This window comes from Hymenobacter coalescens, from assembly GCF_054783195.1.
Genome location: NZ_BAAGRA010000014.1, coordinates 308,125 through 331,243, shown reverse-complemented (window position 1 = coordinate 331,243; position 23,119 = coordinate 308,125). Strand labels below are relative to the sequence as shown.

The window sequence follows — 23,119 nt, the reverse complement described above, 5'->3', positions numbered from 1 at the left end:
TTTTCTTCACTTCCTACGCTTCGTTTGCCATGCCTTTCGCCGAACATCCGCTGGCCGAAACCGATCCGCTGGCCGGTCGCTTCCGGTCGTTTGCGCGGGTGCAAACCCCCTCGTCCGGCCGCACCCTCGCCCGCTGGGCCGCCGGGCTGGGCCTGGTGCTGCTGCTGGCCGGCTTTCTGCCCTGGACGCAAAACATCCGCTCGGCCGGCACACTGACCACGCTGCGGCCCCAGGACCGCCCCCAGACCGTGCCCAGCACCATAGCCGGCCGCATCGAGCGGTGGCGGGTGCGTGAGGGCCAGCGCGTGCGCCGCGGCGACACGCTCGTGGACATTGCCGAAGTCAAGGACAAGTACTTCGACCCGGAGCTGCTGCGGCGCACCCAGGAGCAGCTGGAGGCCAAAATCGCCTCGCTGGAGGAAAACCGCGCCAAAACCGTGGCCCTGGGTACCCAGCAGGAAGCCCTGCGCGCGGGCCTGGAGGTGAGCCTGAGCAAGGCGCGCAACAAGGTGGAGCAGACCCGCCTCAAGCTCAACTCCGACCAGGCCGAGCTGCGCGCCGCCAACAACGACTTCGACATTGCCCGCCAGCAGCTCGCCCGCCAGGAAGCGCTGTACGCGCAGGGCCTCAAGAGCCTCACGGAGGTGGAGCAGCGCCGCCTGAAGTTTCAGGAAAGCACGGCCAAGCGGCAGTCGACCGAAAACAAGCTGGGGGCCACCCAGCAAGAGCTGCGCAACGCCGAACTGGAGCTGGCTTCGCTGCAAGCGGAGTACCAGGACAAGATTTCCAAGTCCGAGTCGGACCGCCGCTCGGCCACGGGCTACCAGTTCGACACGGAAGGGCAGATTGCCAAGATGCGCAACGAGCTGGCCAACCTGCGCATCCGCTCGGGCTTCTACCACATCACGGCTCCGCAGGACGGCTACGTGGTGCGGGCGCTAAAAACCGGCTTAGGCGACATCATCAAGGAGGGCGAACCGCTGATAACGGTGATGCCCGACGCCCCGGCCCTGGCCGCCGAGCTCTACGTGAAGCCCATGGACATTCCGCTGCTTTCGGTGGGCCGCAAGGTGCGCCTGCAGTTCGACGGCTGGCCCGCGCTGGTGTTCAGCGGCTGGCCCGGCAGCAGCTTCGGCACCTTCGGCGGCGTGGTGGCCGTCATTGACAACATCGACTCGCAGGGGCAGTACCGCATCCTCGTCACGCCCGATCCGGCCTTGGAGCCCTGGCCCAAGCCCCTGCGCGTGGGCTCGGGGGTGTACGGCTGGGCTCTGCTGGGCGACGTGTCCATCTGGTACGAACTATGGCGGCAGGTCAACGGTTTCCCTCCCGACTTCCAGCCCACCCCGGTGGCTACTGGCGGTAAAGACAAAGCGAAAGACAGCAAAAAGGCCGCGCCGGCCGATGACGAAGAAGCGAAATGAGGCTGTTACGCGTGTTGACCTTGGGGCTGTTGCTGGTTGCCGCGCATGCCGTGCCGGCGCAGCCGACGCCGCCCCTCGCGGCCGCCGCCGCGGCCCCCGATACCGGTCAGGTCTTTAGCCTGGCCGACCTGCTCACCTTCGTGACGCTGCGCCACCCCGTGGCCCGGCAGGCCGGCCTGCTGCCCGAGCGCGCCGCCCAGGAGGTGCGCTTTGCCCGCGGGCAGTTCGACCCCGCGCTGGCCGGCAAATACTACGGCAAGCAGCTCGGCGGCAAGGAATACTTCCACGACTGGGACTCGCAGCTGCGCGTGCCGCTCTGGTTCGGGGCGGAGGTGAAGGCCGGCTTCGAGCGGGGCGTGGGGCCGTACGTCAACCCTGAAAACTACACCGCTTTATCCGGCCTGAGCTACGTGGGCGTGTCGGTGCCGCTGGCCCAGGGCTTGCTCATCGACGAGCGGCGCGCGGCCGTGCGCCAGGCCCAGGCCCTGCAAGGTCTGGCCGAAGCCGAGCGCCGCGGCGCCCTCAATAAGCTGGTGCTCCAAGCCACCAAAGACTACTGGGACTGGACGGTGGGCTACCAGCGCCAGCAGCTGCTGCGCCAGAACGTGGCCTTCGCCGAAATCCGCTTCCGGGCCGTGCGCGAGCGGGTGCGCCTCGGCGACTTAGCCGCCATCGACTCGGTGGAGGCGCTGCTGGAGCTGCAAAACCGGCAGGCCTCGCTGGTGCAGGCGCAGGTGCAGTGGCAAAACGCCACCCTGCTGCTGAGCACTTACCTGTGGGACGAGCAGCAGCAGCCGCGCGAGCTGCCCGCCGGCGTGCGCCCCGAGCCCCTGCCCGGCCCGGCCCGCTGGCAGCCGTTGCCCGCCGACTCCCTGAGCCTGCTGGCCGAGCAGGCCCGCCAGGTGCACCCCGACCTGCTCAAGAGCCGCGCCAAGCTGGTGCAGCTGGGCGTGGAGCGCCGCTTGCTCAACAATAAGCTGCTGCCCAAGCTCAACCTCGACTACAACCTGCTGCAGCCGGGGGCCCCCTTCGGCGGCGAAACCCGCGCCTCGTTTACCGGGGCGTACCTGCAAAACAACTACAAGCTGGGCGTGAGCTTGGCTTACCCGCTGTTGCTGCGCCAGGAGCGCGCCAAGCTGCAGATCAACCAGCTCAAGTTTCGGGAGACCGAGTTGGACCTGGCCCAGGACGGGCGCGCCATCGACGCGGGCCTGCGCAGCGTGGCCAACGAGCAGGCCGCCCTGCTGGAGCAGCTGCGCCTGCAGGCTCAGGCCGTGCAAAACGCCGAGCGCCTGCGCAACGGCGAGCAAACGCGCTTTGAAGGCGGGGAAAGCTCCGTGTTCCTGATCAACTCGCGCGAGGCCAGTCTAATCAACGCCCGCGTGAAGCTGGCCGAACTGCAGGCCAAATACGCGCAAACGCTGGCCACGCTGCGCTGGGCCGCCGGCGGGCAATAGCCCCGACGACCGGCGCCGGCAATTCGTCGGTGACGGACCTGAGCCGCGGGCCGCTGGCCCGCGGCTCAGGCCGGGTACTGCCGGGCGCCCGGCTTCGTGGGGAGCTGCGCAGAACCAGCCACCGCCCGGTGCGTAGCTTTACCACCCCCCAATCGCCTTGCCCCATGCCCAGCCCGCTTCTGCCCGCTCTCCGCGTTTCGCCGGGGCCCACCCTGCCCTACCCGGTGCGGCAGCCGGTTCTGGCGTGATGGCCGAGCCCACCACTTCCCTGAGCGAGCTGGCCTGGCTGTTTCTGCGGCTCGGAGCCACGGCCTTTGGCGGGCCGGCGGCCCACATCGCGCTGATGGAGGAAGAAGTGGTACGCCGCCGGGGCTGGCTCAGCCAGCAGCAGTTCCTGGACCTGCTCAGCGCCACCAACCTGATTCCCGGACCCAATTCCACAGAGTTGGCCATTCACATTGGCTACGAGCGGCGCGGCTGGGCCGGGCTGTTGGTGGCGGGCAGCTGCTTTATTCTACCGGCCATGCTGCTGGTCATGGGGTTTGCCTGGGCCTACGTACGCTTCGGCACCCTGCCTGCCCTGACGGGGGTGCTCTACGGCGTGAAGCCGGTTATCGTGGCCGTGGTAGCCCAGGCCCTCTGGAGCCTCGGGCGCACGGCGCTGACCACCTGGCCGCTGCGGCTGGTGGCGGCCAGCGCCTTGGTGCTGGGCCTGCTGGGCGTCCACGAGCTGCTGCTGCTTTTTGCGGCGGGGGTGGCCACGGCCGCCCAGCGCTGGCCCACACTGCCCCGCCGCACGGTGCCGCCGGCGTTGCTGCTGCTGCTCGGGGCCGTCGCGGCGCTGGCCTCGCTGCCCCTGCTGCTGGCGCCCGGCGGCCCCGGCGGAGCAGCCGGGCCACCAGGCCTGGGCCCGCTGCTGTTGATATTTATCAAAATCGGCTCGGTGCTCTACGGCAGCGGCTACGTGCTGCTCGCGTTTCTGGAGGCCGATCTGGTGCAGCGCCTGCACTGGCTGCGCGAGGCCCAGCTCCTCGACGCGGTGGTGGTGGGCCAAGTGACGCCCGGCCCCGTGTTTACCACAGCCACGTTTATCGGCTACGTGCTGAGCGGCTGGCGGGGGGCGCTGGTGGCCACGGTTGGGATTTTCCTGCCCGCGTTTGTGTTCGTGGGCCTGAGCATTCCGCTGCTGGCGCGGCTGCGCCGGTCGCCGGTGGCCGGGGCTTTTCTCGATGGGCTGAACGCGGCCTCCTGGGCCCTGATGGCGGCCGTATCGGTGGTGCTGGCGCGTACGGCCGTGGTGGACGTGCCCACGACGCTGCTGGCCCTGCTCAGCGCGGCCCTGCTGATTCGTTTTCGCGTGAACTCGGCCTGGCTGGTGCTAGGCGCCGCCGTCTTAGGCGTTGGGCTGCACTGGGCGGGCCTCGCCTAGCGGGCGGGGCGGCCTGGTCCTATCACAGCGGCAGTGAGCAGAATCGGGTCGGCGGTGTTGCGGGCGGCCAACCCTTGCCGGGGCGCCTGCGGCTGTTTCGCCCGCTGCGCGCCCGTCCGTACCCATGGCCCTGGCTGCCTTACCGAGCGTCTGAAAAATAAATTTCGACCATGTCGTAAAAATACGACATAACAATGACGTATATTTGCGTCATACTACACGACCCTGCATGACGTACGCTAAAACGGCCGCTTTTACGGAAGAGCAACAGCAACTAGCCCGCGTGGCCAAGGCTTTGGCGCACCCGGCGCGGGTGGCCATCATTCAGTTGCTGGCTTCCAAACAGACGTGTATCTCGGGCGACATTGCGGCCGAGCTGCCGCTCTCGCGCACCACTGTGTCCCAGCACCTGCAGGAGCTCAAGGCCCTGGACCTGATTCGCGGCGAGATTGACGGGCTGACCGTGTGCTACTGCCTCAACACGGCCCTGCTGCGCCAAGTGCAGCAGCAGTTCGCGGCCTTCTTCGCGGGGGCCGTTGCCCACGCCGCCTGCGAGCCGGGCGCGGCCTGCTGCTAATCGTTTGTTGTCTCACCTTTTCCTTTCTGCCCTATGGAAACCACTGTCTTCCCCCGCATGCACGTCTCGCTGTACGTGTCGGACCTAACGGCCACGGTCAACTTTTACACGGCCTTCTTCGGCCAGCCGGCGACCAAAATTCGCCGCGGCTACGCCAAGTACGTGCTCGACAATCCTTCGCTTATCATTTCCTTCGTGGAAAATCCCGACCGCGTGGCCAGCCACTTCGGCCACCTGGGCTTTCAGGTGGAAACCGTGGCCGAGATGGAGCTGCGCCTGGCCGCGGCGCGCCGCGCCGGCCTGGTAGCCCGCGAAGAAATGGGCACCGCCTGCTGCTACGCCAAGCAGGACAAGTTCTGGGTCAACGACCCCGACGGAGTGGAGTGGGAAGTGTACTACTTCCACGAGGATGCCGAGTTTAACGACCCGCGCTACCAGGCCGAGTACGAGCACAGCAGCGCCGCCAGCCAGTGCTGCATTGCCCCGGCCGCCACAGCTGCCCCGGCCGCTGATGCACTGCTGACCACCGCGCCGATGGCCTTTCCGCTGGTGGACGCCACACCCGCGCCCGTTGCGGCCTGCGCACCCGGCGGCGGTTGCTGCTGATGACTGGCCGCGGCGCGGCCCCGGCCGCGCCGGTTGTTGCCACCGGTTGGTTGACCGCGCCCGCGGCCGGCGCGGAGCCTCTCCCGCTCGTTTCTCTCCGTTCTATGTCCAATACGAAAAACATCTTGGTGCTGTGCACCGGCAATTCCTGCCGCAGCCAACTGCTGCACGGCTACCTGCAACAGCTGCTGGGCGAGGCGGCTACCGTCCGCTCGGCGGGCGTGGAAACCCACGGCCTGAACCCACGGGCTGTGCAGGTCATGCGCGAAGACGGCGTGGACATCTCGCACCACACCAGCAACCACGTCGACGAGTACGCCACGGTGCCGTTTGACTACATCATCACCGTGTGCGACCACGCCCGCGAAGTCTGCCCCGTGTTTCCGGCCGCGGCGCAGCAGCTGCACCACAACTTTCCGGACCCGGCCCGGGCGACCGGCACGGAGAACGAAATTCTCGGGCAGTTTCGCTCGGTGCGCGACCAAGTAAAGGCGTACGCGCAGGCGTTCGTTCGGCGCGAGTTCGGCGCCGCCTAAACGGTTTCACGTCCCTGCCGGGCGGGCGAAGCGGCTTTTGGTACGGCGTCGTACGTGCGCACCGCTTATCCGGCTGGCAGCGTCTGACTCCCGTCTGCTACCTCCGTCTGCGCGTGTGCGCAGCCCGTAAAAAGACCGTCCTGCTGGGCTCCGCCACACCGAAGGGTAGCGGAGCCCAGCAGGACGGCTCAGGTAGCCCCGCAGCCCGGTTTGGGGCAACTGGCTACCTGGCACTCACCATCTGCTACTCACTTAGTTGGCCGAGGTGCCGGCATCCACCAGGGTGATGCGCTGCACCAGCGAGCCGATGCGCAGGTCAAACTCCCCGGCCTCCAGCACCCGCTCCCCTTGCGGGCCGGTGTAGCCCAGCTCCGCCGCCGGCAAGGTAAACCGGACGGTCTTGGCCTCGCCGGGTTTCAGGCTGATTTTCTCGAAGCGGCGCAGTCGCCGCACGTCGGGCGCAATCAGGCTGGCCACCAGGTCAGAGGAGTACAGGTGCACGGCCTCTTTGCCTTCGCGCGGGCCGGTGTTTTTGACCTGCACGCTCACGCTCAGCTGCCCGTCGCGGCCCACGGTCGTTTTGTCCACCGCCAGCTGGCTGTACTCGAAGGTCGTGTAGCTCAGCCCGTGCCCGAACTCCCACTGCGGGTTGTAGTCGGCCTCGTAGTTGTAGGCGCCTTCCCCGCGCTTCTGCTCCTCGGCGTGCTTGTGGATGTAGCTCACCAGGGCGTTGGGGTAGCGCGGGTAGGTGTAGGGCAGCTTGCCCGAGGGGTTCACGTCACCGAAGAGGATATCGGCCAGGGCGTCGCCGCCGTGGTTGCCGGGCAGGTAGGCCTGCACGATGGCCGGCATTTGCTGCTCAAAAGCGCTGATCACGCGCGGGCGGCCTTCGTTGAGCACCAGCACCACGGGCTTGCCGGTGGCCGCCAGGCGCCGGGCCAGCTCGATTTGCAGCGGCGAGAGGGTCATGTCGTTCAGGTCGCCGGGCTTTTCGGCGTAGCTGTTTTCGCCCAGGCACAGCAGCACCACGTCCACGTCGCGGGCCGCCGCCACGGCCTCTTCCAGCTGGTCGGCCGACTCCTGGTAGTATTTGCCGTCCTGCTTCGGGTTGTAGCTCACCCCGGGCACGTAGCGGACGTTTGGCGCGCCGATTTCCTGCTGCACGGCCTCCAGAATGGTGTGGTAGCGGGCGGCGAATTCCTCCACCTTTTCCCCCTGCCAGGAGTAGGTCCAAGCGCCGTTGAGCGTGCGCATGGAGTTGGCGTTGGGCCCCGTGACGAGCACCTTGCTGGATTTCTTCAGCGGCAGCAGCCCGTTCTGGTTTTTCAGCAGGGTAATGGCTTCGGCGGCGGTCTGGTAGGCGGCCTGCTCGTGCGCGGCGCTACCGAACTGCGGGTAGTCCTGAAAGCGGGTAACCGGCGTCTCAAACAACCCCAGCTGGAACTTCACCCGCAGGATGCGGCGCACGGCATCGTCCACGCGGGCCTGCGGCACCCGGCCTTCCTTGACCAGGGCCACCAGGTTGTCGCAGAACTCCTCGTACTGGTAGGCCAGCATGCCCATGTCGATGCCCGCGTTGATGGCCAGGGCCACCGCCTCCTTGGCGTTGGCCGCGAGGTGGTCGCGCTTGTAGAGGTTGTCGATGTCGCCCCAGTCCGTTACCACCAAGCCCTGAAAGCCCAGGCGCTCCTTCAGCAGCTTGGTCAGCAGCTCGTGGTTGGCGTGCATGGGCACGCCGTTGATCAGGCCCGAGTTAATCATGATGGTGTGGGCACCGGCGTCAATGGCGGCCTGGAAGGCCGGCAGGTGGTACTCGTAGAGCGACTCCAGCGGGATGTAAGCGTTGGTGCGGTCCTTACCCGACTGTGGCACCTGGTAGCCCAGGAAATGCTTGATGCTGGCCGCCACGTGCGTGGGGTCGCCGACGTTGTTTTGCGCGCCCTCGTAGCCCTTCACGACTTCGCGGCCCAGCTCGGCAATCAGGTAGGGGTCTTCGCCGAAGGTTTCCCACTGCCGCGCCGAGCGCGGGTCGGCGCCCAGGTCCAGCACCGGCGAAAACACCCAGGGAATGGCGCTGGCCCGCGTTTCGTAGGCCGTGATTTCGGCGCCCCGCCGCACCAGCGCGCGGTTGCGGCTCGCGGCCTGCGCAATCTGCTGCGGCAGCATGGTGGCGCCGGCCGTGTAGGTTTCCCCGTGCACGGCGTCGATGCCGTAAATCACCGGGATGCGGAGCCGCGTCTCCTTGGTGGCCACGTCCTGGATCTGCCGGATGATGCCCTCCCACACCTGCGGGGTGCGGGCGCGGTTGTTGGCTGCGTTCAGGATGGAGCCCACCTTGTATTTCGCCACCGCGTCGCGCAGCTTGGCCGGGTCCAGGGCGAAGGGCTCGTCGCTAGCAAAGCGCGACTGGCCTTTGCCCACCACGTCCAGGGTAATCTGCGCCATCTGGCCTACTTTTTCTTCGAGCGTCATTTGGGCCAGCAGGGCCTCCACGCGCGGCGCCACGCTGGCGGCCGAGGCCCCGCTGGACGCCCGACTTGCCGCGGCCGGGGCCTTGACTTTTACTTTCTGCCGCTGAGCCTGAGCGTTCAGCGCCAGCGTGCCCGTCAGCAGCGCGAGCAGCGTGAGGTGGGGAAGATGCTTCGCCATGGTAAAAAGGGAGGTTGGAAAATCCGGGAAAAGGAGACGACGGCGGGGAACTCCGTCAGCATGAGGGGGCCGGCCCGCCCGGCGACCGGGCGGGTACTAGGCCAGAAGGCACCGTTTGGCCCCCGCGCGGGGGCGGCGGGCGGTGTGGGGGCCGGGCTAGGCCGCGGGCGCGGCCGTCGGCCGGTGGCCGCGCAGGCCGTACCAGAGGATGTAGCAGTAGCAGGTAGCGGGCAGCAGGAAGGCTAGGCGCAGCGCGTGCACACCCCCGCCCCCGAGGCTGCTGTCGGCCACCAGGCCGAACAGCGGGGGAATGATAGCCCCGCCCACGATGGCCGCCGACAGCAGGCCGGAGGCGTCCTCGGTGTGGCGGCCCAGCCCGGCCACGGCCAGGGTAAAGATGACCGGGAACATCACCGAGTTCATCAGCCCGACCGCCAGCAGGCTCCACATGGCCACCGCGCCGGTGGTGTTGATGGATACCAGTACCAGGACGACCGCGCCGACGGCATTGAAGGCCAGCACCCGGCCGGGCCGCACCACCCGCAGCAGGCCGATGCCCAGAAACCGTCCCGCCATGGCCGCACCCCAGTAGTAGGACACGCGGTAGCCGGCGGCCAAGGCGTCCAAGCCCATGACTTCGGGCTGATTCAGATAGGCCACGATGTGCGAGCCGATGGCTACCTCGGCCCCGACGTAGGCGAAGATGCCCACCAAGCCCAGCAGCAAGTGGCGGTAGTGCCAGGCCCGACGCGCGTCGCCGGCCGCGGCCGGGGCGTGCGCGATGCGCGGCAGCCGCAGCAAAGCCAGCAGCAGGCTGATGAGCACCAGCACGGCGGCGATGCCCAAGTACAGGTACTGCACCGCCGTCACGTCGAGGGCGGCGGCCTGGGTCGGGTTCAGCTTTTTCAGGTCGGGCAGGCGCGCGAGGATCAGGTAGGCCCCCAGGGGCGGGGCCACGGTGGTGGCCAGCGAGTTGAAGGCCTGCGTGAGCGTGAGGCGCGCCGATGCCGTTTCGGGCGGGCCCAGGATGGCCACGTAAGGGTTGCCGGCCACCTGCAGCTGCACGATGCCCGTGGCCAGCACGAACAGCGCGCCCAGAAACAGGGCAAACGTGCGGCTTTCGGCCGCGGGGAAAAAGAGCGCCGCCCCCAGGGCCGCCACCAAAAAGCCCGCGAGCATGCCGCCCTTGTAGCCCAGGCGCTTGACCACCCAGCCGGCCGGCACGCCCATCACCAGGTACGCCCCGAAAAAGCAGAAGTTCACCAGGTTTACCTCTGCGTAGCTGAGCGTAAACAGGCCCTTCAGGTAAGGAATCAGGATGTCGTTCAGGCAGGTGATGAAGCCCATCATGAAAAACAGCACCGTGAGCGAGGCCAGTGCCGGGGCGTAGCTGGGCCGGGGCGCGCCGGGCGCAGCAGCCGTGGGCGGGGCGGTGGCGGATACAACGGGAGCGGCCATGCAGAAAACCGAATGAATAAGCGAAAAAAAGCGGCCCGCGGGCCGGCGAACAAAGCAGGCCGGGCGGCCCAGGGGTTAGCGTTGCTTGAGGCGGTAGAAGCGCACGTAGTCGACGAGCATCCGCTGGGGAAACGCGTCCGCATCCACGCCCCGGCGCCCGCCCCACTCCCCGCCCACCGCCACGTTTAGCAGCAGGTGAAAGGGGTGGTCCCAGGGCCAGGCCTGCCAGCCCGAGTGCTCGTTGCGGCTGGTGAAGTAGGCCCGGTCGTCCACGAAGGCCGTGATGGTTTCGGGCGTCCACTCCACCGCGTACACGTGAAAGGCCGTGGTGGCCGTGGGCACGGCCACGGAGTCCGTTTTCTGGGTGTTGGTGCGGAAGTAATACTTGCGGCAGTGCGTGGTGGCCTGCACGATGCCCGGCCGGTAGCCCACATACTCCATGATGTCGATTTCGCCGTTGTCGGGCCAGCTTTTGTCGCCGTACTTCCACTCGTCGGGCAGCATCCAGATGGCCGGCCAGGTGCCCCGGGCCGCCGGCAGCTGCGCCCGCACCTCGATGCGGCCGTAGGCGAGGCTGCCGCCGCTTCGTGCCTTCGATACCAACCGGGCGGAGGTGTACGGATTCGGGGCGTAGAGGGCTTCCCGGCGCGCTTCGATGACGAGGTGGCCGCTTTCCACGCGGGCGTTTTCCGGGCGGGCTTTGGTGTAGTACTGCAGTTCCTGGTTGCCCCAGCCGTGGCCGCCCACCTCGTACCCCCAGCGGGCCGAGTCGGGCAGGCCGGTGTAATTGAACTCATCGCGCCAGACCAGCTTCCGGAAGGTGTAGCGCGGCGCCCTGGCGGCCGCCTGCTTCGGCGGGCGCGGACCGGGCTTCGGGCCTGCCGGCCGGGCCAGCAGGCCCAGCCCGGCGGTGCTGGCGCCTGCCAGAGCCAGGCCCAGGACCAGGGCGATGAAGCGCGAACGGCAAAAGGGATGGTGCATCATCGGAGTGAAAAAACGCCTCCTGGTGGGACGGCCCCGGCCAACGCCTCTCCCCAATGCCCGGTCCCACACCAGGCATTCGACAATCGTTGGCCGCGGACCGCCCCGGGAGGCCGGGTCGCTACGGGCCGGAGCCGGGCGCGGGCGCCCGGCCGGCGGCTACTGCGGGTACTGGTAAAAGCGGACGTAATCGACCACCATTTCCTTGGGAAAGGGCTTGGTGGCCATCGGGTCGCCGTCGAAGTTGCCGCCCACGGCCACGTTCAGGATGGCGTAGAAGGGGTTGTTGAAGGGGTACGGCGATACCCCGGCGGGCGTGACGCTGAACACCTGCGTGCCGTCGACGTACCAGCGCAGCTGGTCCTGGCTGCGGATCAGCGAGAAGGTGTGGAAGTTCTGCGAAAAATCGCCGGCGGGCAGGCGCCAATTCGAGGTTCTTTCCTGGTGGGCGGCGGGGTTGGGGCCGAAGTGCACGGTGGTCACGCACTCGGCGGGCCGGCTGCCGCGCAGCTCCATGATGTCGATTTCGCCGCAGGCCGGCCAGCCCACTACCCCGTCGTTGATGCCCAGCATCCAGATGGCCGGCCAGATGCCCTGCCCTTTCGGCAGCTTGGCGCGGATGTCGAGGCGGCCGTAGCCGTAGTTCATCTTGTCCTTGGTCACGATGCGGGCGGAGGTGAACTGCTTGTTGCGCAGCGGCTCGCGCCGGGCCACGATGTGCAGCTCCCCGTTCTGCAAAAACAGGTTGTTGGGCGAGCTGGTGGTGGCCTGTTTCTCGTTGTTAAACCAGTCGTCGCGCACCTCGTAGCTCCATTTCTGCAGGTTCAGGGTGGGCGTATCGAACTCGTCGCTCAGCGTCTCGACCTTCTGGTTGTAGTCGGCAAAGTCGCGGGCGGCGGCGTTGGGCGTGGCGGGGGCCGGCGCGGGGGCCGGCAGCGGCTTGGGCGGTTCCTCGGTGCAGCCCAGCAGGCTGATCCCCAGGCCTAGGCACAGGCCCGCGCGGCGCAGCAGTACGGACGAAATCATGGGCATTCGGAAAACAAAAACGGGTGAGCGGTAGTCGGGGTAAAGCACCGGCAGAGCACTGGATTTCCGCCCCGGCTACCGTGGTACCCAGGCAGTTACTTGACGCGCAGCTTCATGGTGTGCACCACCACGCCGGCGGGCGGGCCCACGCGCAGCACCATGCGCTGGTTGTCGATGGAGATGATGCGGTAGACGCGGTTGGCCGCGTCGGTGACGCCGATAAAGGCCGAGGGCGAGGTCAGCTCGATCTGGGCAATGCCCGCGCCGGCGGCTACCGGCCCGAACACGAAGGGCGAGGTGCCCGAGCGGGGCGCCTGGCAGGTCTGGGCCGGGGCCACCAGCGTTTCGGTTTTGGCGTCGTAGGTGTACACGTTGGCCGTGCTGAAGGTAAACTCATCATCGGTCTGGCAGGCGGGCAGGGAGCCCAGCGGGCCGCCGGCGTAGTAGCCAGTCGGGTCGGCGTCGCTGGGGCCCACCACGATGGTAGCGGCCACCGTGTTGTCGAGCACCCAGGTGCGCGACGAGCCGCCGGTGAGCAGCAGCTTGGTGCGGTCCACCACCGAGAGCTGGGGCATCAGCGTCACCTCCGTCTTGGTGCCGTCGGGGTTGGTGCCCTGCAGGCGCAGGCGCAGGGCGTTGGCTTCCAGGATGTCGTAGGTCTTGTTCACCACCGAGTCGGGCAGGCCGATGAAGGCGCTGCGGCCCTGGAGCACGATCTGGCCCAACGCGCCCACGGGCCGGTAGAGGAAAGTGGTGTTGGTGTTGCGGGCCGGGCCGCAGGCGGTGCCGGCGTAGGTGCCGCCGGCCGCGTCGTAGGCGTAAGTAAAGCTGCGCGAAAAGGAGAACTGGTCGTCGGCCTGGCAGCCGGGCAGCGGGGCCGCCGAGGTGGAGAGCACCGCCCCGGAGGCCGAGAGGCGGCGGATGGCGCCGGGCTGGTCGCTGAACGTCCAGGTGGTGGCGCCCGTGCCCGTGCAGGCCGTCAGCACGTTGAAGCCGTCGTTGGGGCACAACGACGGGATGGTGACCGTCTGCGTCTTGGTGGAGCTGCCGCCGCGGCCCACGGCCGTCAGCGTCACGGTGTAGGTGCCGGCCTGGCGGTACACGTGCGTCACGTCGGTGCCCTGCACCAGGTCCGGGCCGTCGCCGAAGTTCCACTGGTACACGAAGCCGTCCTGGCTGGTGTTGGTGAAGGAGGCCAGCACCGGGTACTGGGCGGTGTTCAGCTGCACGGTGAAGTTGGCGGCCGCTGTGGGGCCTTCCAGCTTGCCTTCTTCCTGCTCGCAGCCGGCCAGCCAGCCAGCCAGCAACAGCATCAGGCCCCGGGCAGCCGGGCGCCGCAGGTACGCAAGGTATAGGTTCGAGTTCATGATCAGGAGAATGTGGGAATGAGGTGGGGAGCTTCCGACCGGGGGCCGCTTAGTACCCGGGGTTTTGCACCAGGCCGGGGTTCACGTCGCGCTCCGACTGCGGAATGGGCAACACCACGTTGAACGGTTTCACGCCCTTGGCCTGCAGGGTGGGCAAGGTCAGCAGCTTGCCGGTGCGCTTCAGGTCAAACCACCGGTCGTTCTCGAAGGCCAGCTCGTAGCGCCGCTCGCGAATGACCGCATCGGTGAAGTTGGCGGTGCCGGCGGTCAGGTCGCGGCCGGGCGCAGGCTGGTTGATGGGCAGCCCGAAGGCGCGGCGGCGTACCTTGTTGATGGCCTCCAGGCCGTCGGCGGTCGGGCCTTCGGCCTCGGCCTGAATGAGGTACATCTCGGCCAGGCGCAGCACCGGAATGTTCAGGCCCGAGTCCCAGATGTTGGTGTTGGTCTTGCCGATAAACCACTTCTTCACGTTGTAGCCGCTGGGCGAGCCGGGCAGCGAGGCCGGCTGCTGGGGCTGGGTGCTGCCGGCGGGGTACGCGTCGCCGGGCTTCCAGATGGTCACGTCGCGGCGCTGGTCGCCGGTTTCGTAGCCGGCCACGAACTCGTTTTCGGGAATGTTGAGCCCGTAGCCGCCCTGCGGGGTCAGGCCCTGGCCGCGCGGCCCGAAGAACTCGTTGCCCACGAAGCCCAGCCCGTCGAAGGTGAAGCCGAAGTTTTCGAAGTTGTTGCCGCTGATGTACTGCACCTCAAACAGCGACTCGCGGCCGTTCTCATTCTCCACCTTGAAGTTGTCGCCGTAGCTGGGCCAGAGGCTTTTGCCGCTGTTCAGAATCACGTCCTTGGCCAGCCGGGCGGCCTCGGGGCGGTTGCCGCGGGTGAGCTGCACCTTGGCCAGCAGGCCGGCGGCGGCCCACTTGGTGGCGCGGCCCAGGTCGGCGCTGCTGTACGAGGCCGGCAGCGCCGCCATGGCCGCCGTCAGGTCTTCCACAATCAGGTCGTACACCTCGGCCTGGGGCGTGCGCGGGATGTTCGCGTCGGCCGGCGACTTGGGCGGCGTCTTGATCAGCGGCACGTCGCCGTAGGCGCGCACCAGGTCGAAGTAATACTTGGCGCGCAGAAACCGGGCCTCGCCCACTAGGCGGGTGCGCAGGCCGGCGCTGGCCGCCTCGATGCCGGGAATCCGCTCGATGGCAATGTTGGCGCGGCCGATGCCTACGTAGCACCCGCCCCAGAGGCGGCTCACGAGGGGGTTGGTGGCCGGAATCACGAAGTTGTCGAGCTGCTGCTGCTCGGCTCCGTCGCCGCCGCCGCCGCCGCCGGTGTAGGAGTTGTCCGACATGATGTCGCCGATACCCCACAGGGCGTAGTTGTACTGCCCGCCCTTGCCCAGCTCGCTGTAAATGGCCGTTACGGCCTGCAGCGCGTCGGACTCGGTTTTGTAGAAATTCTCTTCGGTGAAGGCGTTATTGGGCTTCACGTCGAGAAACTTCTCGCCGCAACCCGTCAGCAGCCCCAGCAGCGCCAGCGCGCCCCAGGTTGGTTTTATCGAAAACATGGTAGTGGGAATGTAAAGTGGGGACTCGGGAACGGAGGCGCTCAGGGGCCTGGCTGGCCGGCGGGATTGGGCCGGCCAGCCGGGCCCCGGGCCCGGATCAGAAGCCGAAGTTGATGCCAGCCAGCACCACGCGGGGCTGCGGGTAGATGCCGCGGTCGATGCCGGACTGGCCCACCTCGGGGTCGTAGCCGGAGTATTTGGTCAGCGTCACCAGGTTCTGGGCACTCACGTACACCCGCACCTGCGCGGCCGATACGCGCTGCAGCACCGATTGGGGCAGGCTGTAGCCCAGCGTGAGCAGCTTCAGGCGGGCGTAGGAGCCGTCCTCCACGAAGTAGCTCGACACGCGCAGGTTCTGGTTCGGGTCGCCGCTGATGGCGCGGGGCACGTCGGTGCTGCTGCCCGCGCCGGTCCAGCGGTTCAGCACCCGCGACACGCCGCTGCCGTTGCCGTACAGCGCGCCTTCGGTGTAGAAGCGGTTCAGGTTGTAAATGTCGTTGCCCTGCGAGCCTTGCACGAAGATGTTCAGGTCGAAGCCCTTCCAGTTGAGCGTGTTGGTGATGCCGTAGGTGAAGTCCGGAATCGGCGAGCCGATGTAGGTGCGGTCGTCGGCATTCACCGCCCCGTCGCCGTTGACGTCCACGAAGCGGATGTCGCCGGGGGCCGTGCGGGTGGCGTCGGTGTTGCCCTGCACCTGGGTGGCGTGGGCGCGCACCTCCTCGGCCGTCTGGAACAAACCGTCGGCCTGGTAGCCGAAGAAGGCGCCGAAGGGCTGGTTCACGTCGTAGCGCACCACCACGCCGCTGCGGGCCGAGTAGCCGTTGTAGGGCCGGCCCTGGCCGAGCGACTCCAGGTTGGACTTGTAGTGCGACACGTTCAGGGTAGTGGTCCAGTTGAAGTCGTCGCCCGAGCCCACCACGTTGCGCGAGGTCAGGGCCAGGTCGAAGCCGGTGTTCACGGCCGAGGCCGCGTTGGTGTTCACCGGCTCATAGGTGCCCGACACCAGCAGGGCCGGCACCGGCGCAATCAGGTTGGGCGACTTGCGGCGGTACACGTCCAGGTTGGCTTCCAAGCGGTTGTCCAGCACGGCCACGTCCAGGCCCAGGTTGGTCTGCACGTTGTTTTCCCACGACAGGTCAGGGTTGCGCTGGCGGGTGGGCGCGGCCCCGTTGCTGATGGCGCCCGTCGAGCCGAAGGGGTACAGGATGCCGGAGTTGATGAAGAACAGGTACTGGAAGGCGCCCGCGTTCAGGGCGTTGCCCACCTTGCCCCAGCCGCCGCGCAGCTTCAGGCTGCTGATCAGGCGCTGGTCTTTCATGAAGGCCTCCTCCGAGATGCGCCAGCCCGCCGACACGCCCGGAAACACCCCGAACTTCTTGCTGTCCTCCCCGTTCAGGGCGGGCGCAAACTGCGAGGTGCCGTCGCGGCGCAGCACGGCCTGCAGCAGGTAGCGGCCGCCCAGCTCGTAGTTGGCGCGGGCGAAGTACGAGGCCAGGCGCTGCGGCGGCTGCACGGCGCCCCCGTTGGTGGGCACCGGCGTCAGCGGCCCCTGGTCGATGTTCTGCAGGTCGTTGGTGGGGTAGCCCGCGCGGCCGGCGGCCACGTACTTGCTGTCGAACTGCTGGGCCGACTGGCCGAGCAGCAGCGTTACCTGGTGCTTGTCGGCGATGAGGCGGTCGTAGGTCAGCGTGTTTTCCAGCAGGTAGCTGCTGTTGTGCGTCATCGAGGCCGTGGCCCCGGCCTGGATGTAGCGCTGCGAGTTGGCCAGCTTGGGACGGAAGGCGTTGTAGTCGTCGAAGATGAGGTCCACGCCCACGTTGGAGCGGAAGCGCAGGCCTTTGAGCGGCTCCAGCTCGGCGAAAAACGAAGTGATGGCGCGGTTGCGGCGAAACTTCTTGTTGTCGATGAGGGCCACGGCCAGCGGGTTTTCCTCCACGAAGTTGTCGGCGCTGACGGGCTCGTACCAGCTGCCGTCGGCGCGGTACGCCGGGATGGTGGCCGGAATCTGCGAGGCAAAGCTGATGACGCCGAACTCCGAGCCGCCCGCGTCCACGCGGCGGTCGTTCAGGTGGGTCAGGGAGAGGTGCCCAGCTTCAGCATACGGCCCAGCTGCAGGTCGCCGTTGGCGCGCAGCGTGAAGCGTTCAAAGTTCGAGCCGATGATGGTGCCGTCCTGCTGAAAATAGCCGCCCGAAAGAGCGTAGCGGGCCTTGTCGCTGCCCCCCGTGGCCGACAGGGAGTAATTCTGGATTTTGGCGCGGCGGAAAATCAAGTCCTGCCAGTTGGTGCCTTCCCCCAGCGCGGCCGGGTCGCGCAGCTTATCCACCACGATGGGAAAGTTGCCGGCAATGCGGTTCTCGTTGTTGATGGTGGCGTATTCTTCGGCGTTGAGGAAGTCCAGCTTGCGCCACACCTGCTGCACGCCGCGGTACGCCTCGAAGTTGATGTTGGTCTTGCCGGCCTTGCCGCGCTTAGTGGTGATGATGACCACCCCGTTGGCGGCGCGCAGGCCGTAGATGGCCGTGGCCGAGGCATCCTTCAGCTCGTCAATGCTTTCGATGTCGTTGGGGCTGATGGCGTTGAGCTGGTTTTCGCCCTGGTCGGAGGGCAGCGGGAAGCCGTCCACCACGTACAGCGGGGCGTTGTTGCCGGCCGAGGTAAGGCCGCGCACGCGCACCGCCGTGCCCGCGGCGCCGCCGGGGTCGCCGCCGCCGCCGGTTACCGTCACGCCGGCCACGCGGCCCTGCAGGGCCTGGGTAGCGTCGGCAATGGGCTGGGCCTTTACCTGCTCGGCTGATACCGACGACACGGCGCCCGTCACGCTGCCGCGCGACTGGGTACCGTAGCCCACCACCACAATTTCGCTGAGCGCCTGCACGTCTTCGCGCAGGGTGACGCTGATGCTGGGGTTGGCCCCGTTCACCGCCACTTCCTGCCTGACGAAGCCCACTGCACTGATAACCAGCGTGCTCCCATCGGGAACATTCAACGAGAACTGCCCCTCAGCGTTGGTACTGGTACCCAGCGTCGTGCCTTTGACGATGACCGTGGCGCCGGGCATAGGGGCGCCGCCCTCCTGCGTCACGCGTCCCGCAACGGGTACGTCGGCGGCTTGCTCGCGCACGGCCGCCGAGCCAGGAACTGCAGCCGCCGCAGCCCGGCTCGGGGTAGCTGCCAGCGTAAGCAGGCCGCAGGTGGCCAGCGGCACGACGCGCCGCAACACTGGACTAAAGTAAAAGTTGTGGTTCATGGCGAGGGAATGGGGTGAGGTAGGGTTCGGGAAAGCACCGCCCCGGGCAATAGGCAAGGCGGTAGCTAGGCCGCGCTGGGAGGCGGCTGGGCATGAAGACAGCGAGGAACAAGCAAACCGGCGCTAGACAAGAACCGGAAGGAGCCGGGGTCGTGCGGCGACTCCGTACTAGGGCGAGGCCGACGGCCGCGGGTGGCGGGCGAAGGCATCCGAAACGGAAGCTGTGGGGAGCTGCCGGGTGGTTGGGATGGTCAAAGATATCCGGATGGATTTTAAAAAATCAACCCCGAATCACGCCCCAAAGGCTCTAAACCGCGATTTACGCTTACATCGCACGCACTGCTGTACGCTTAGTGCACCCACTTCACTGGCCAAATTATGCCCTGCTGCAAACGTTTGCAGACTTTATAGTCGTCGGGCTTGACGGGTAAAAAACACTAAAAAAAATGCGCCTCTGGCGCACATTTTTTCGGCCAGGCGGCCCCTCCCCTGCTTACTCCCGCGTTGGTTGGTTTGTGGTCGTGACCTCCGCCTCTTCCTCCTGCGGCTCGCTACCACCCGCGTCCAGCAGCAGCCGCGTCCAAGTCGCGTCCTCACCGTGGGCGGCTACCTGCCGGGCCATGGCTTCCTGCACCTTCTGGCTGAACGCCCAGCAAGTAGCGCGGCGCAGCTCCAACAAGTGCGACAGCTCCTGGGCCGAGTATTGGCCCTTGTGCGTGTGCAGCAGGAATACGGCGTAAAAGGCCTTCACGATGGAAAACTTACACTTCTGCAGCAGCGTGTAAGCCGTAGCCGACTCCACGTAGCGGCAGCGCGTGCAGCGGCGGGAGTACGGCTCGCGCCCCTCGCAGTAATTGTTATGCCCGCACTTGCGGCAGTGGTAACCGGTGGCCCACTTCTGCTCGGCCAGGTAGCGCAGGCAGGCGTCCTTGTCGGGGTAGATCTGGCTGAACTCGCCGAAGTCCACTTCCTGGGCCAGCACGCGGGCCGTCTTGGCTTTCTCCAGGTCGAGCTGCAGTTCGTGGTTCAGCTTGTCGATGGCGGCCGATTGCAAGGCTAACAGGCCGTTGGCCTGCAGCAGCTCGCGGTTCTGGGCAGCAATGGTGTCGCCCTGGGCCCGCAGCTCCTCCGTGCGCCGGGCCACCAGCACCTCCAGCTCCGAATTCATCTGGTCCTTGAGCTCCTCGTTTTGCCGCAGCTGCTCCACCAAGCGCTCCTGCACGCGGTGCTTCTTGCGCAGCTGCTTCACCAAGCGCTGCTGCGCCTGCATGGTCGCCTCCTGAATGGTCTTGATTTTTTCGCCCAGGGCATACGAGAGCACCACCACCTCCAACACGAAGGCCACGTTCATGCTGTAGACGGTAAACGGCGTCGTGAACGTATCGATGCCCAGTTTGCGCAAAATCAGGAAGCCGATGCTGAACGCCAGCAGCGTGTTGGACAGTACGAACAGCCGGGCTGGCCGGAAGCCGCCCTGCCAGATGCGCACGGCCGAGTAAAACAACATGCCGTAGGGCAGCAGGTACAGCCAGAACCCCAGGTTGGAGTGCCACCAGAGCGCGTCGATGAGCAACACGGCCGAGCTAAGCAGCACCACGTTGCGCACCCACGGGTCGAAGGCCGGCAGGCGCTGGGGCGCGTCGAGAAACTGGCGGGCGTAGTAGCAGAACGTGAGCAGCAGCAGCGGTGCCGAGCTGATGGTGACCAGCTGGTTGATCCAGGGCTGCTGCGGCCACAGGTACTGAAAACCCAGCCCGTCTTCCGACAAAAAGACCAGGCTGCAGCTGAGCACGTACAGCACGTAGCGCAGGTAGGTTTGCTCATGGGTGAAGAAGTACAGGCACAGGTTGTACACCACCATGATGAGCAGGATGCCGTAGAAAGCTCCCAGCAGCCCGTAGTCGTGCTGGAAGCTTTCCATCAGGCCCTTTTCCGTGCGCAGCCGGGCCAGAAAGCTGGTTTTGGAATCGGCCTGCAGGCGCAGGTAAAAGGTGCGCTCTTCGTCGGGGGCCAGCGGCAGGCGCAGCAGAAAGTTTTTGTAGGCGTAGGGCCGGGAGCTGAAGGCCTGACGGGCCCCGGTGCGCACGCCGTCGGCTCCGGCATAAAACACCACGTCGCTGATGTGGGAGTCGTAGAGCTCCAGGTACCAGTGCTGGGGCTGCCGGCCGTGGGCCCGCACGCTCAGGCGCAACCAGTAGGCCGCTCCCGGGTGCTGCATGTTGGTAGAAATGCTGGTGCCTGGCACAAACTGCCCCGCGTAGCGCGGCGACTGTACATCGCGCAGGGTAAGGCGCCCGCTGCGGTCTTCCAGTACGCTGTAATTGCCGGGCTTGATGTTGAGTTCTCCGTCGGTAGCGCGCACGTGCAAGGGCTGCACCGCGGCGGCCGGTTCAGCGGCCAGCCTAGCGGGCGTCGCCCATAGCAGCATTCCCCACAAAAGCAGGAGCCACCCAGAGGAAGTGAGGGCCGGGAGCCGGAAAAAGGGACAGTAGGTGGTCATGGACAAAAGCTAAGTTAGCCAAATGCGGCTGCACGCTGCACCAGCGGTGGCCCGAGCCGCCCGGCTGTGCTCCCCATCCCGGTGTCGCCCATATCCCCTTTCGCAGTGCCAAATGGGTTTGCGGGTGCCTTTCCGCCCGCCGGGGTATCAGCCGAAGCAGAAGTGCCTCGCCGGCGCAGCGCCGATTTTGCCGCCGGCAATACGTTTCGTGTGTACCCGGATGCGAGGCAACCTACGTTGGGGAGCGTTCCAAAAACAGAGACGCTGGCATGTAGCGCGGGCTTCAGCCCGCGTGTACCTGGCCGATTTCGTTCCGGCCTCCGCTCCAGCGGGCGGTTGCAGGGGCTCCGGGAGTGGCACAGCCGTCCGGTTCGCTGGCCGCAACGGGGACCTTACCGGGCGGCTTGGGCCAATGACTTACGCCGCGTTGCGCCGCGCGGAAGTGCGCTCGGGTGCGCTTACGGCAGCCCGTTCAGCCGCTTATAAAAAGCGTCGGCGTAAGTGTCGCTGATGGGAATCATCTGGTCGGCAATCTGAATCCGGTTTTTCTCGATGTGGTCGATTTTGTCCAGGGCCACCAGAAACGAGCGGTGCACGCGGGCAAACTCCCGGGCGGGCAGCAGCTCTTCCAGTTTGGCGAAACTCAGCAGGGTCATGATCCTTTCGGCCGGGGTATGAATCCGCAAGTAGTCCTTCATGCCCTCCACGAACAGAATATCGTGCACCGCCACCTTCTGAATACGGTGACCGACTTTCAGAAAAATATACTCCGGCTCGGTTCTAAGCTCGGTTTTTTCCTCGGGCGCGGCCGGAACGGGACGGGAATTGTGTTCCTGGTATAGCCGCAATACCCCCTTGTAAAACCGCTCAAACGTGAAGGGCTTGAGTAGGTAGTCTTTTACTTCCAAATCATACGCCCGCAGCGCGTACTGGTCGTAGGCGGTGGTGAGGATAATCTGGGGCTTGGGATTCAGCATCGGAATGAAGCTGAGCCCATCCAGGTCCGGCATGTTGATGTCGAGGAACAGCAGGTCGGGCTGGTCTACGCGCAACTGCGCGGCGGCCTCCAACGGGCTCCCGAAGGTGCCTTTCAGCTCCAGAAAGGGCACTTTCCGGATGTACTCCTCCAGGATTTCCTGGGCCAGGTACTCGTCCTCAATGATGTAGCAGCTGAGCTTTTCTTTCATGCGCCGGGGCGTGCAGGCCGTGAATAGTGAGCGTGACCGTAAAGGTGTCGGCGGTGTGCTCGATGGTCAGCGCGTGCTGCCCGGGATACAGCAGGGCCAGCCGTTTTTGGACGTTGGGCAGCCCGATGCCCCCGGGTTCCTCCAGCGCGTTGGCCGGCTTGTGGCCGACGGGGTTCTGCACCCGGAAGGTCAATTCGCCGTCGTTGACCGCCACGTGCACCTGCAGGTCGCCGGGTTGCAGGCGGGCGGGGCTGTGCTTGTAGGCGTTTTCGAGCAGGTGCACGAACAGCAAGGGCGCAATTTCGTACCCGGCGGCCTCCCCTCCTACCCGCAGGTCGACCACCGGGCTGTGCTTGTAGCGCAGCTGCTGCAAGCTCACGTAGTCGCGCAGGTAGTCCAACTCCCGGGCCAGCGGCACCGTGGCCGCGTTCGACTCGTAAATCATGTAGCGCATCAGCGAGGCCAGCTGCATGACGGCTTCCGGGGCAGCGGGGGCTTGTTTGTACACCAGGGTGTGGATGTTGTTGAGGGTATTAAATAAGAAGTGCGGGTTGATCTGGGACTTTAGATAATACAGCTCGGCCTGCACGGCCTGCTTTTCGAGCTGCTCTTTCCGGATGGTGTTGAGCACCAGGGTTTCGGTGATGCGGGCCAGCCAGCTCAGGAAGAGAAACACGCAGGCCGTGACCAGCTGCATCATGTAATACCCGAAATCAAAGGCCTTCTGGTGAACAATCAGGAAAGGCAGTGGCCCGGTCAGCACCAGCAGCACCAGCTTGATGTAGTACTCCTGCTCTTTGCGCTGCCCGGCGTACTGGGTCAGCAGGTAGAAGTGGCCGTAAAAAACGTAGAGGCAGGTCGCCATAAAGCCCGCGGTGGTGCTGCGCCAGTAGACGTCGCCATCGGTGCCCAGCTGCAGGGCCACCAGCAGGCCGAACAAGGTCCAGACGGACAGGTGAATCAGCCAGAAAATGTTCTTGACGCGCTCCATAAGGCAAAGGTGCGGTTTCCGGCCGGGCTCCGGGCGCGGGTTTCGACCAGTGGCCTTCCTCAATCTACGAGTGGGGCCACGGCGCCGCTCACGGCGCTGGCGGCCGCCGCGCCCCGTTTGGTCGATT

General features: G+C 66.4%; 17 protein-coding genes. 6 read left to right on the top strand and 11 right to left on the bottom strand.

Annotated elements, in window-relative coordinates; all coding sequences use genetic code 11:
- Window positions 1–29 precede the first annotated feature (29 nt).
- The 6 genes from ACYVKQ_RS10670 (at window position 30) to ACYVKQ_RS10645 (ending at window position 6,029) form a co-directional block, all read left to right on the top strand.
- Window positions 30–1,424, top strand: coding sequence for an HlyD family secretion protein (locus ACYVKQ_RS10670; protein WP_460578146.1), 1,395 nt, complete (start codon window positions 30–32; stop codon window positions 1,422–1,424).
- Window positions 1,421–2,881, top strand: a complete 1,461-nt coding sequence (locus tag ACYVKQ_RS10665; protein ID WP_460578145.1) for a TolC family protein — start codon at window positions 1,421–1,423, stop codon at window positions 2,879–2,881. The genes ACYVKQ_RS10670 and ACYVKQ_RS10665 overlap by 4 nt, the downstream gene beginning before the upstream one ends.
- 247 nt (window positions 2,882–3,128) lie before the next feature.
- Window positions 3,129–4,310 carry a chromate transporter gene (gene chrA, locus ACYVKQ_RS10660; RefSeq protein WP_460578144.1) on the top strand — a complete coding sequence of 394 codons (1,182 nt, stop codon included), beginning with the start codon at window positions 3,129–3,131 and terminating at the stop codon, window positions 4,308–4,310.
- Window positions 4,311–4,539: 229 nt separating this feature from the next.
- Window positions 4,540–4,887, top strand: a complete 348-nt coding sequence (locus tag ACYVKQ_RS10655; protein ID WP_460578143.1) for an ArsR/SmtB family transcription factor — start codon at window positions 4,540–4,542, stop codon at window positions 4,885–4,887.
- A 33-nt stretch (window positions 4,888–4,920) separates the two neighbouring features.
- Entirely contained in the window at window positions 4,921–5,493 is a 573-nt protein-coding gene (locus ACYVKQ_RS10650) for an ArsI/CadI family heavy metal resistance metalloenzyme (protein WP_460578142.1), read from the top strand.
- A 104-nt stretch (window positions 5,494–5,597) separates the two neighbouring features.
- A complete protein-coding gene (locus tag ACYVKQ_RS10645) occupies window positions 5,598–6,029 on the top strand; it encodes an arsenate reductase ArsC (RefSeq protein WP_460578141.1) in 432 nt (143 codons plus the stop codon).
- Between the two features lie 252 nt (window positions 6,030–6,281).
- Here ACYVKQ_RS10645 and ACYVKQ_RS10640 read toward each other — a convergent pair whose 3' ends face one another.
- The 11 genes from ACYVKQ_RS10640 to ACYVKQ_RS10590 all read right to left on the bottom strand — a co-directional run bounded on the left by ACYVKQ_RS10640 (window position 6,282) and on the right by ACYVKQ_RS10590 (window position 22,992).
- Window positions 6,282–8,678 (bottom strand): glycoside hydrolase family 3 protein, encoded by a 2,397-nt coding sequence (locus ACYVKQ_RS10640; RefSeq protein ID WP_460578140.1) that lies wholly within the window; start codon window positions 8,676–8,678, stop codon window positions 6,282–6,284.
- A gap of 156 nt (window positions 8,679–8,834) precedes the next feature.
- Window positions 8,835–10,136, bottom strand: coding sequence for a sugar MFS transporter (locus ACYVKQ_RS10635; protein WP_460578139.1), 1,302 nt, complete (start codon window positions 10,134–10,136; stop codon window positions 8,835–8,837).
- A 75-nt stretch (window positions 10,137–10,211) separates the two neighbouring features.
- Entirely contained in the window at window positions 10,212–11,120 is a 909-nt protein-coding gene (locus ACYVKQ_RS10630; RefSeq protein WP_460578138.1) for a glycoside hydrolase family 16 protein, read from the bottom strand.
- Between the two features lie 156 nt (window positions 11,121–11,276).
- Window positions 11,277–12,143, bottom strand: a complete 867-nt coding sequence (locus ACYVKQ_RS10625) for a glycoside hydrolase family 16 protein (RefSeq protein WP_460578137.1) — start codon at window positions 12,141–12,143, stop codon at window positions 11,277–11,279.
- Between the two features lie 95 nt (window positions 12,144–12,238).
- Window positions 12,239–13,510 carry a PKD domain-containing protein gene (locus ACYVKQ_RS10620; protein WP_460578136.1) on the bottom strand — a complete coding sequence of 424 codons (1,272 nt, stop codon included), beginning with the start codon at window positions 13,508–13,510 and terminating at the stop codon, window positions 12,239–12,241.
- A gap of 49 nt (window positions 13,511–13,559) precedes the next feature.
- Window positions 13,560–15,065 carry a RagB/SusD family nutrient uptake outer membrane protein gene (locus tag ACYVKQ_RS10615; RefSeq protein ID WP_460578134.1) on the bottom strand — a complete coding sequence of 502 codons (1,506 nt, stop codon included), beginning with the start codon at window positions 15,063–15,065 and terminating at the stop codon, window positions 13,560–13,562.
- 97 nt (window positions 15,066–15,162) lie between these two features.
- The gene (locus ACYVKQ_RS10610; RefSeq protein ID WP_460578133.1) at window positions 15,163–17,118 is read right to left on the bottom strand and encodes a SusC/RagA family TonB-linked outer membrane protein; all 1,956 of its coding nucleotides are present in this window, start codon (window positions 17,116–17,118) and stop codon (window positions 15,163–15,165) included.
- 20 nt (window positions 17,119–17,138) lie between these two features.
- Complete coding sequence (locus tag ACYVKQ_RS10605) at window positions 17,139–18,314, bottom strand: SusC/RagA family TonB-linked outer membrane protein (RefSeq protein ID WP_460578132.1); 1,176 nt, start codon at window positions 18,312–18,314, stop codon at window positions 17,139–17,141.
- 493 nt (window positions 18,315–18,807) lie between these two features.
- The gene (locus tag ACYVKQ_RS10600; RefSeq protein ID WP_460578131.1) at window positions 18,808–20,742 is read right to left on the bottom strand and encodes a 7TM diverse intracellular signaling domain-containing protein; all 1,935 of its coding nucleotides are present in this window, start codon (window positions 20,740–20,742) and stop codon (window positions 18,808–18,810) included.
- Between the two features lie 530 nt (window positions 20,743–21,272).
- Window positions 21,273–22,001, bottom strand: a complete 729-nt coding sequence (locus tag ACYVKQ_RS10595; RefSeq protein WP_460578130.1) for a LytR/AlgR family response regulator transcription factor — start codon at window positions 21,999–22,001, stop codon at window positions 21,273–21,275.
- Window positions 21,970–22,992, bottom strand: a complete 1,023-nt coding sequence (locus ACYVKQ_RS10590; protein ID WP_460578129.1) for a sensor histidine kinase — start codon at window positions 22,990–22,992, stop codon at window positions 21,970–21,972. The genes ACYVKQ_RS10595 and ACYVKQ_RS10590 overlap by 32 nt, the downstream gene beginning before the upstream one ends.
- Between the last annotated feature and the right edge of the window lie 127 nt (window positions 22,993–23,119).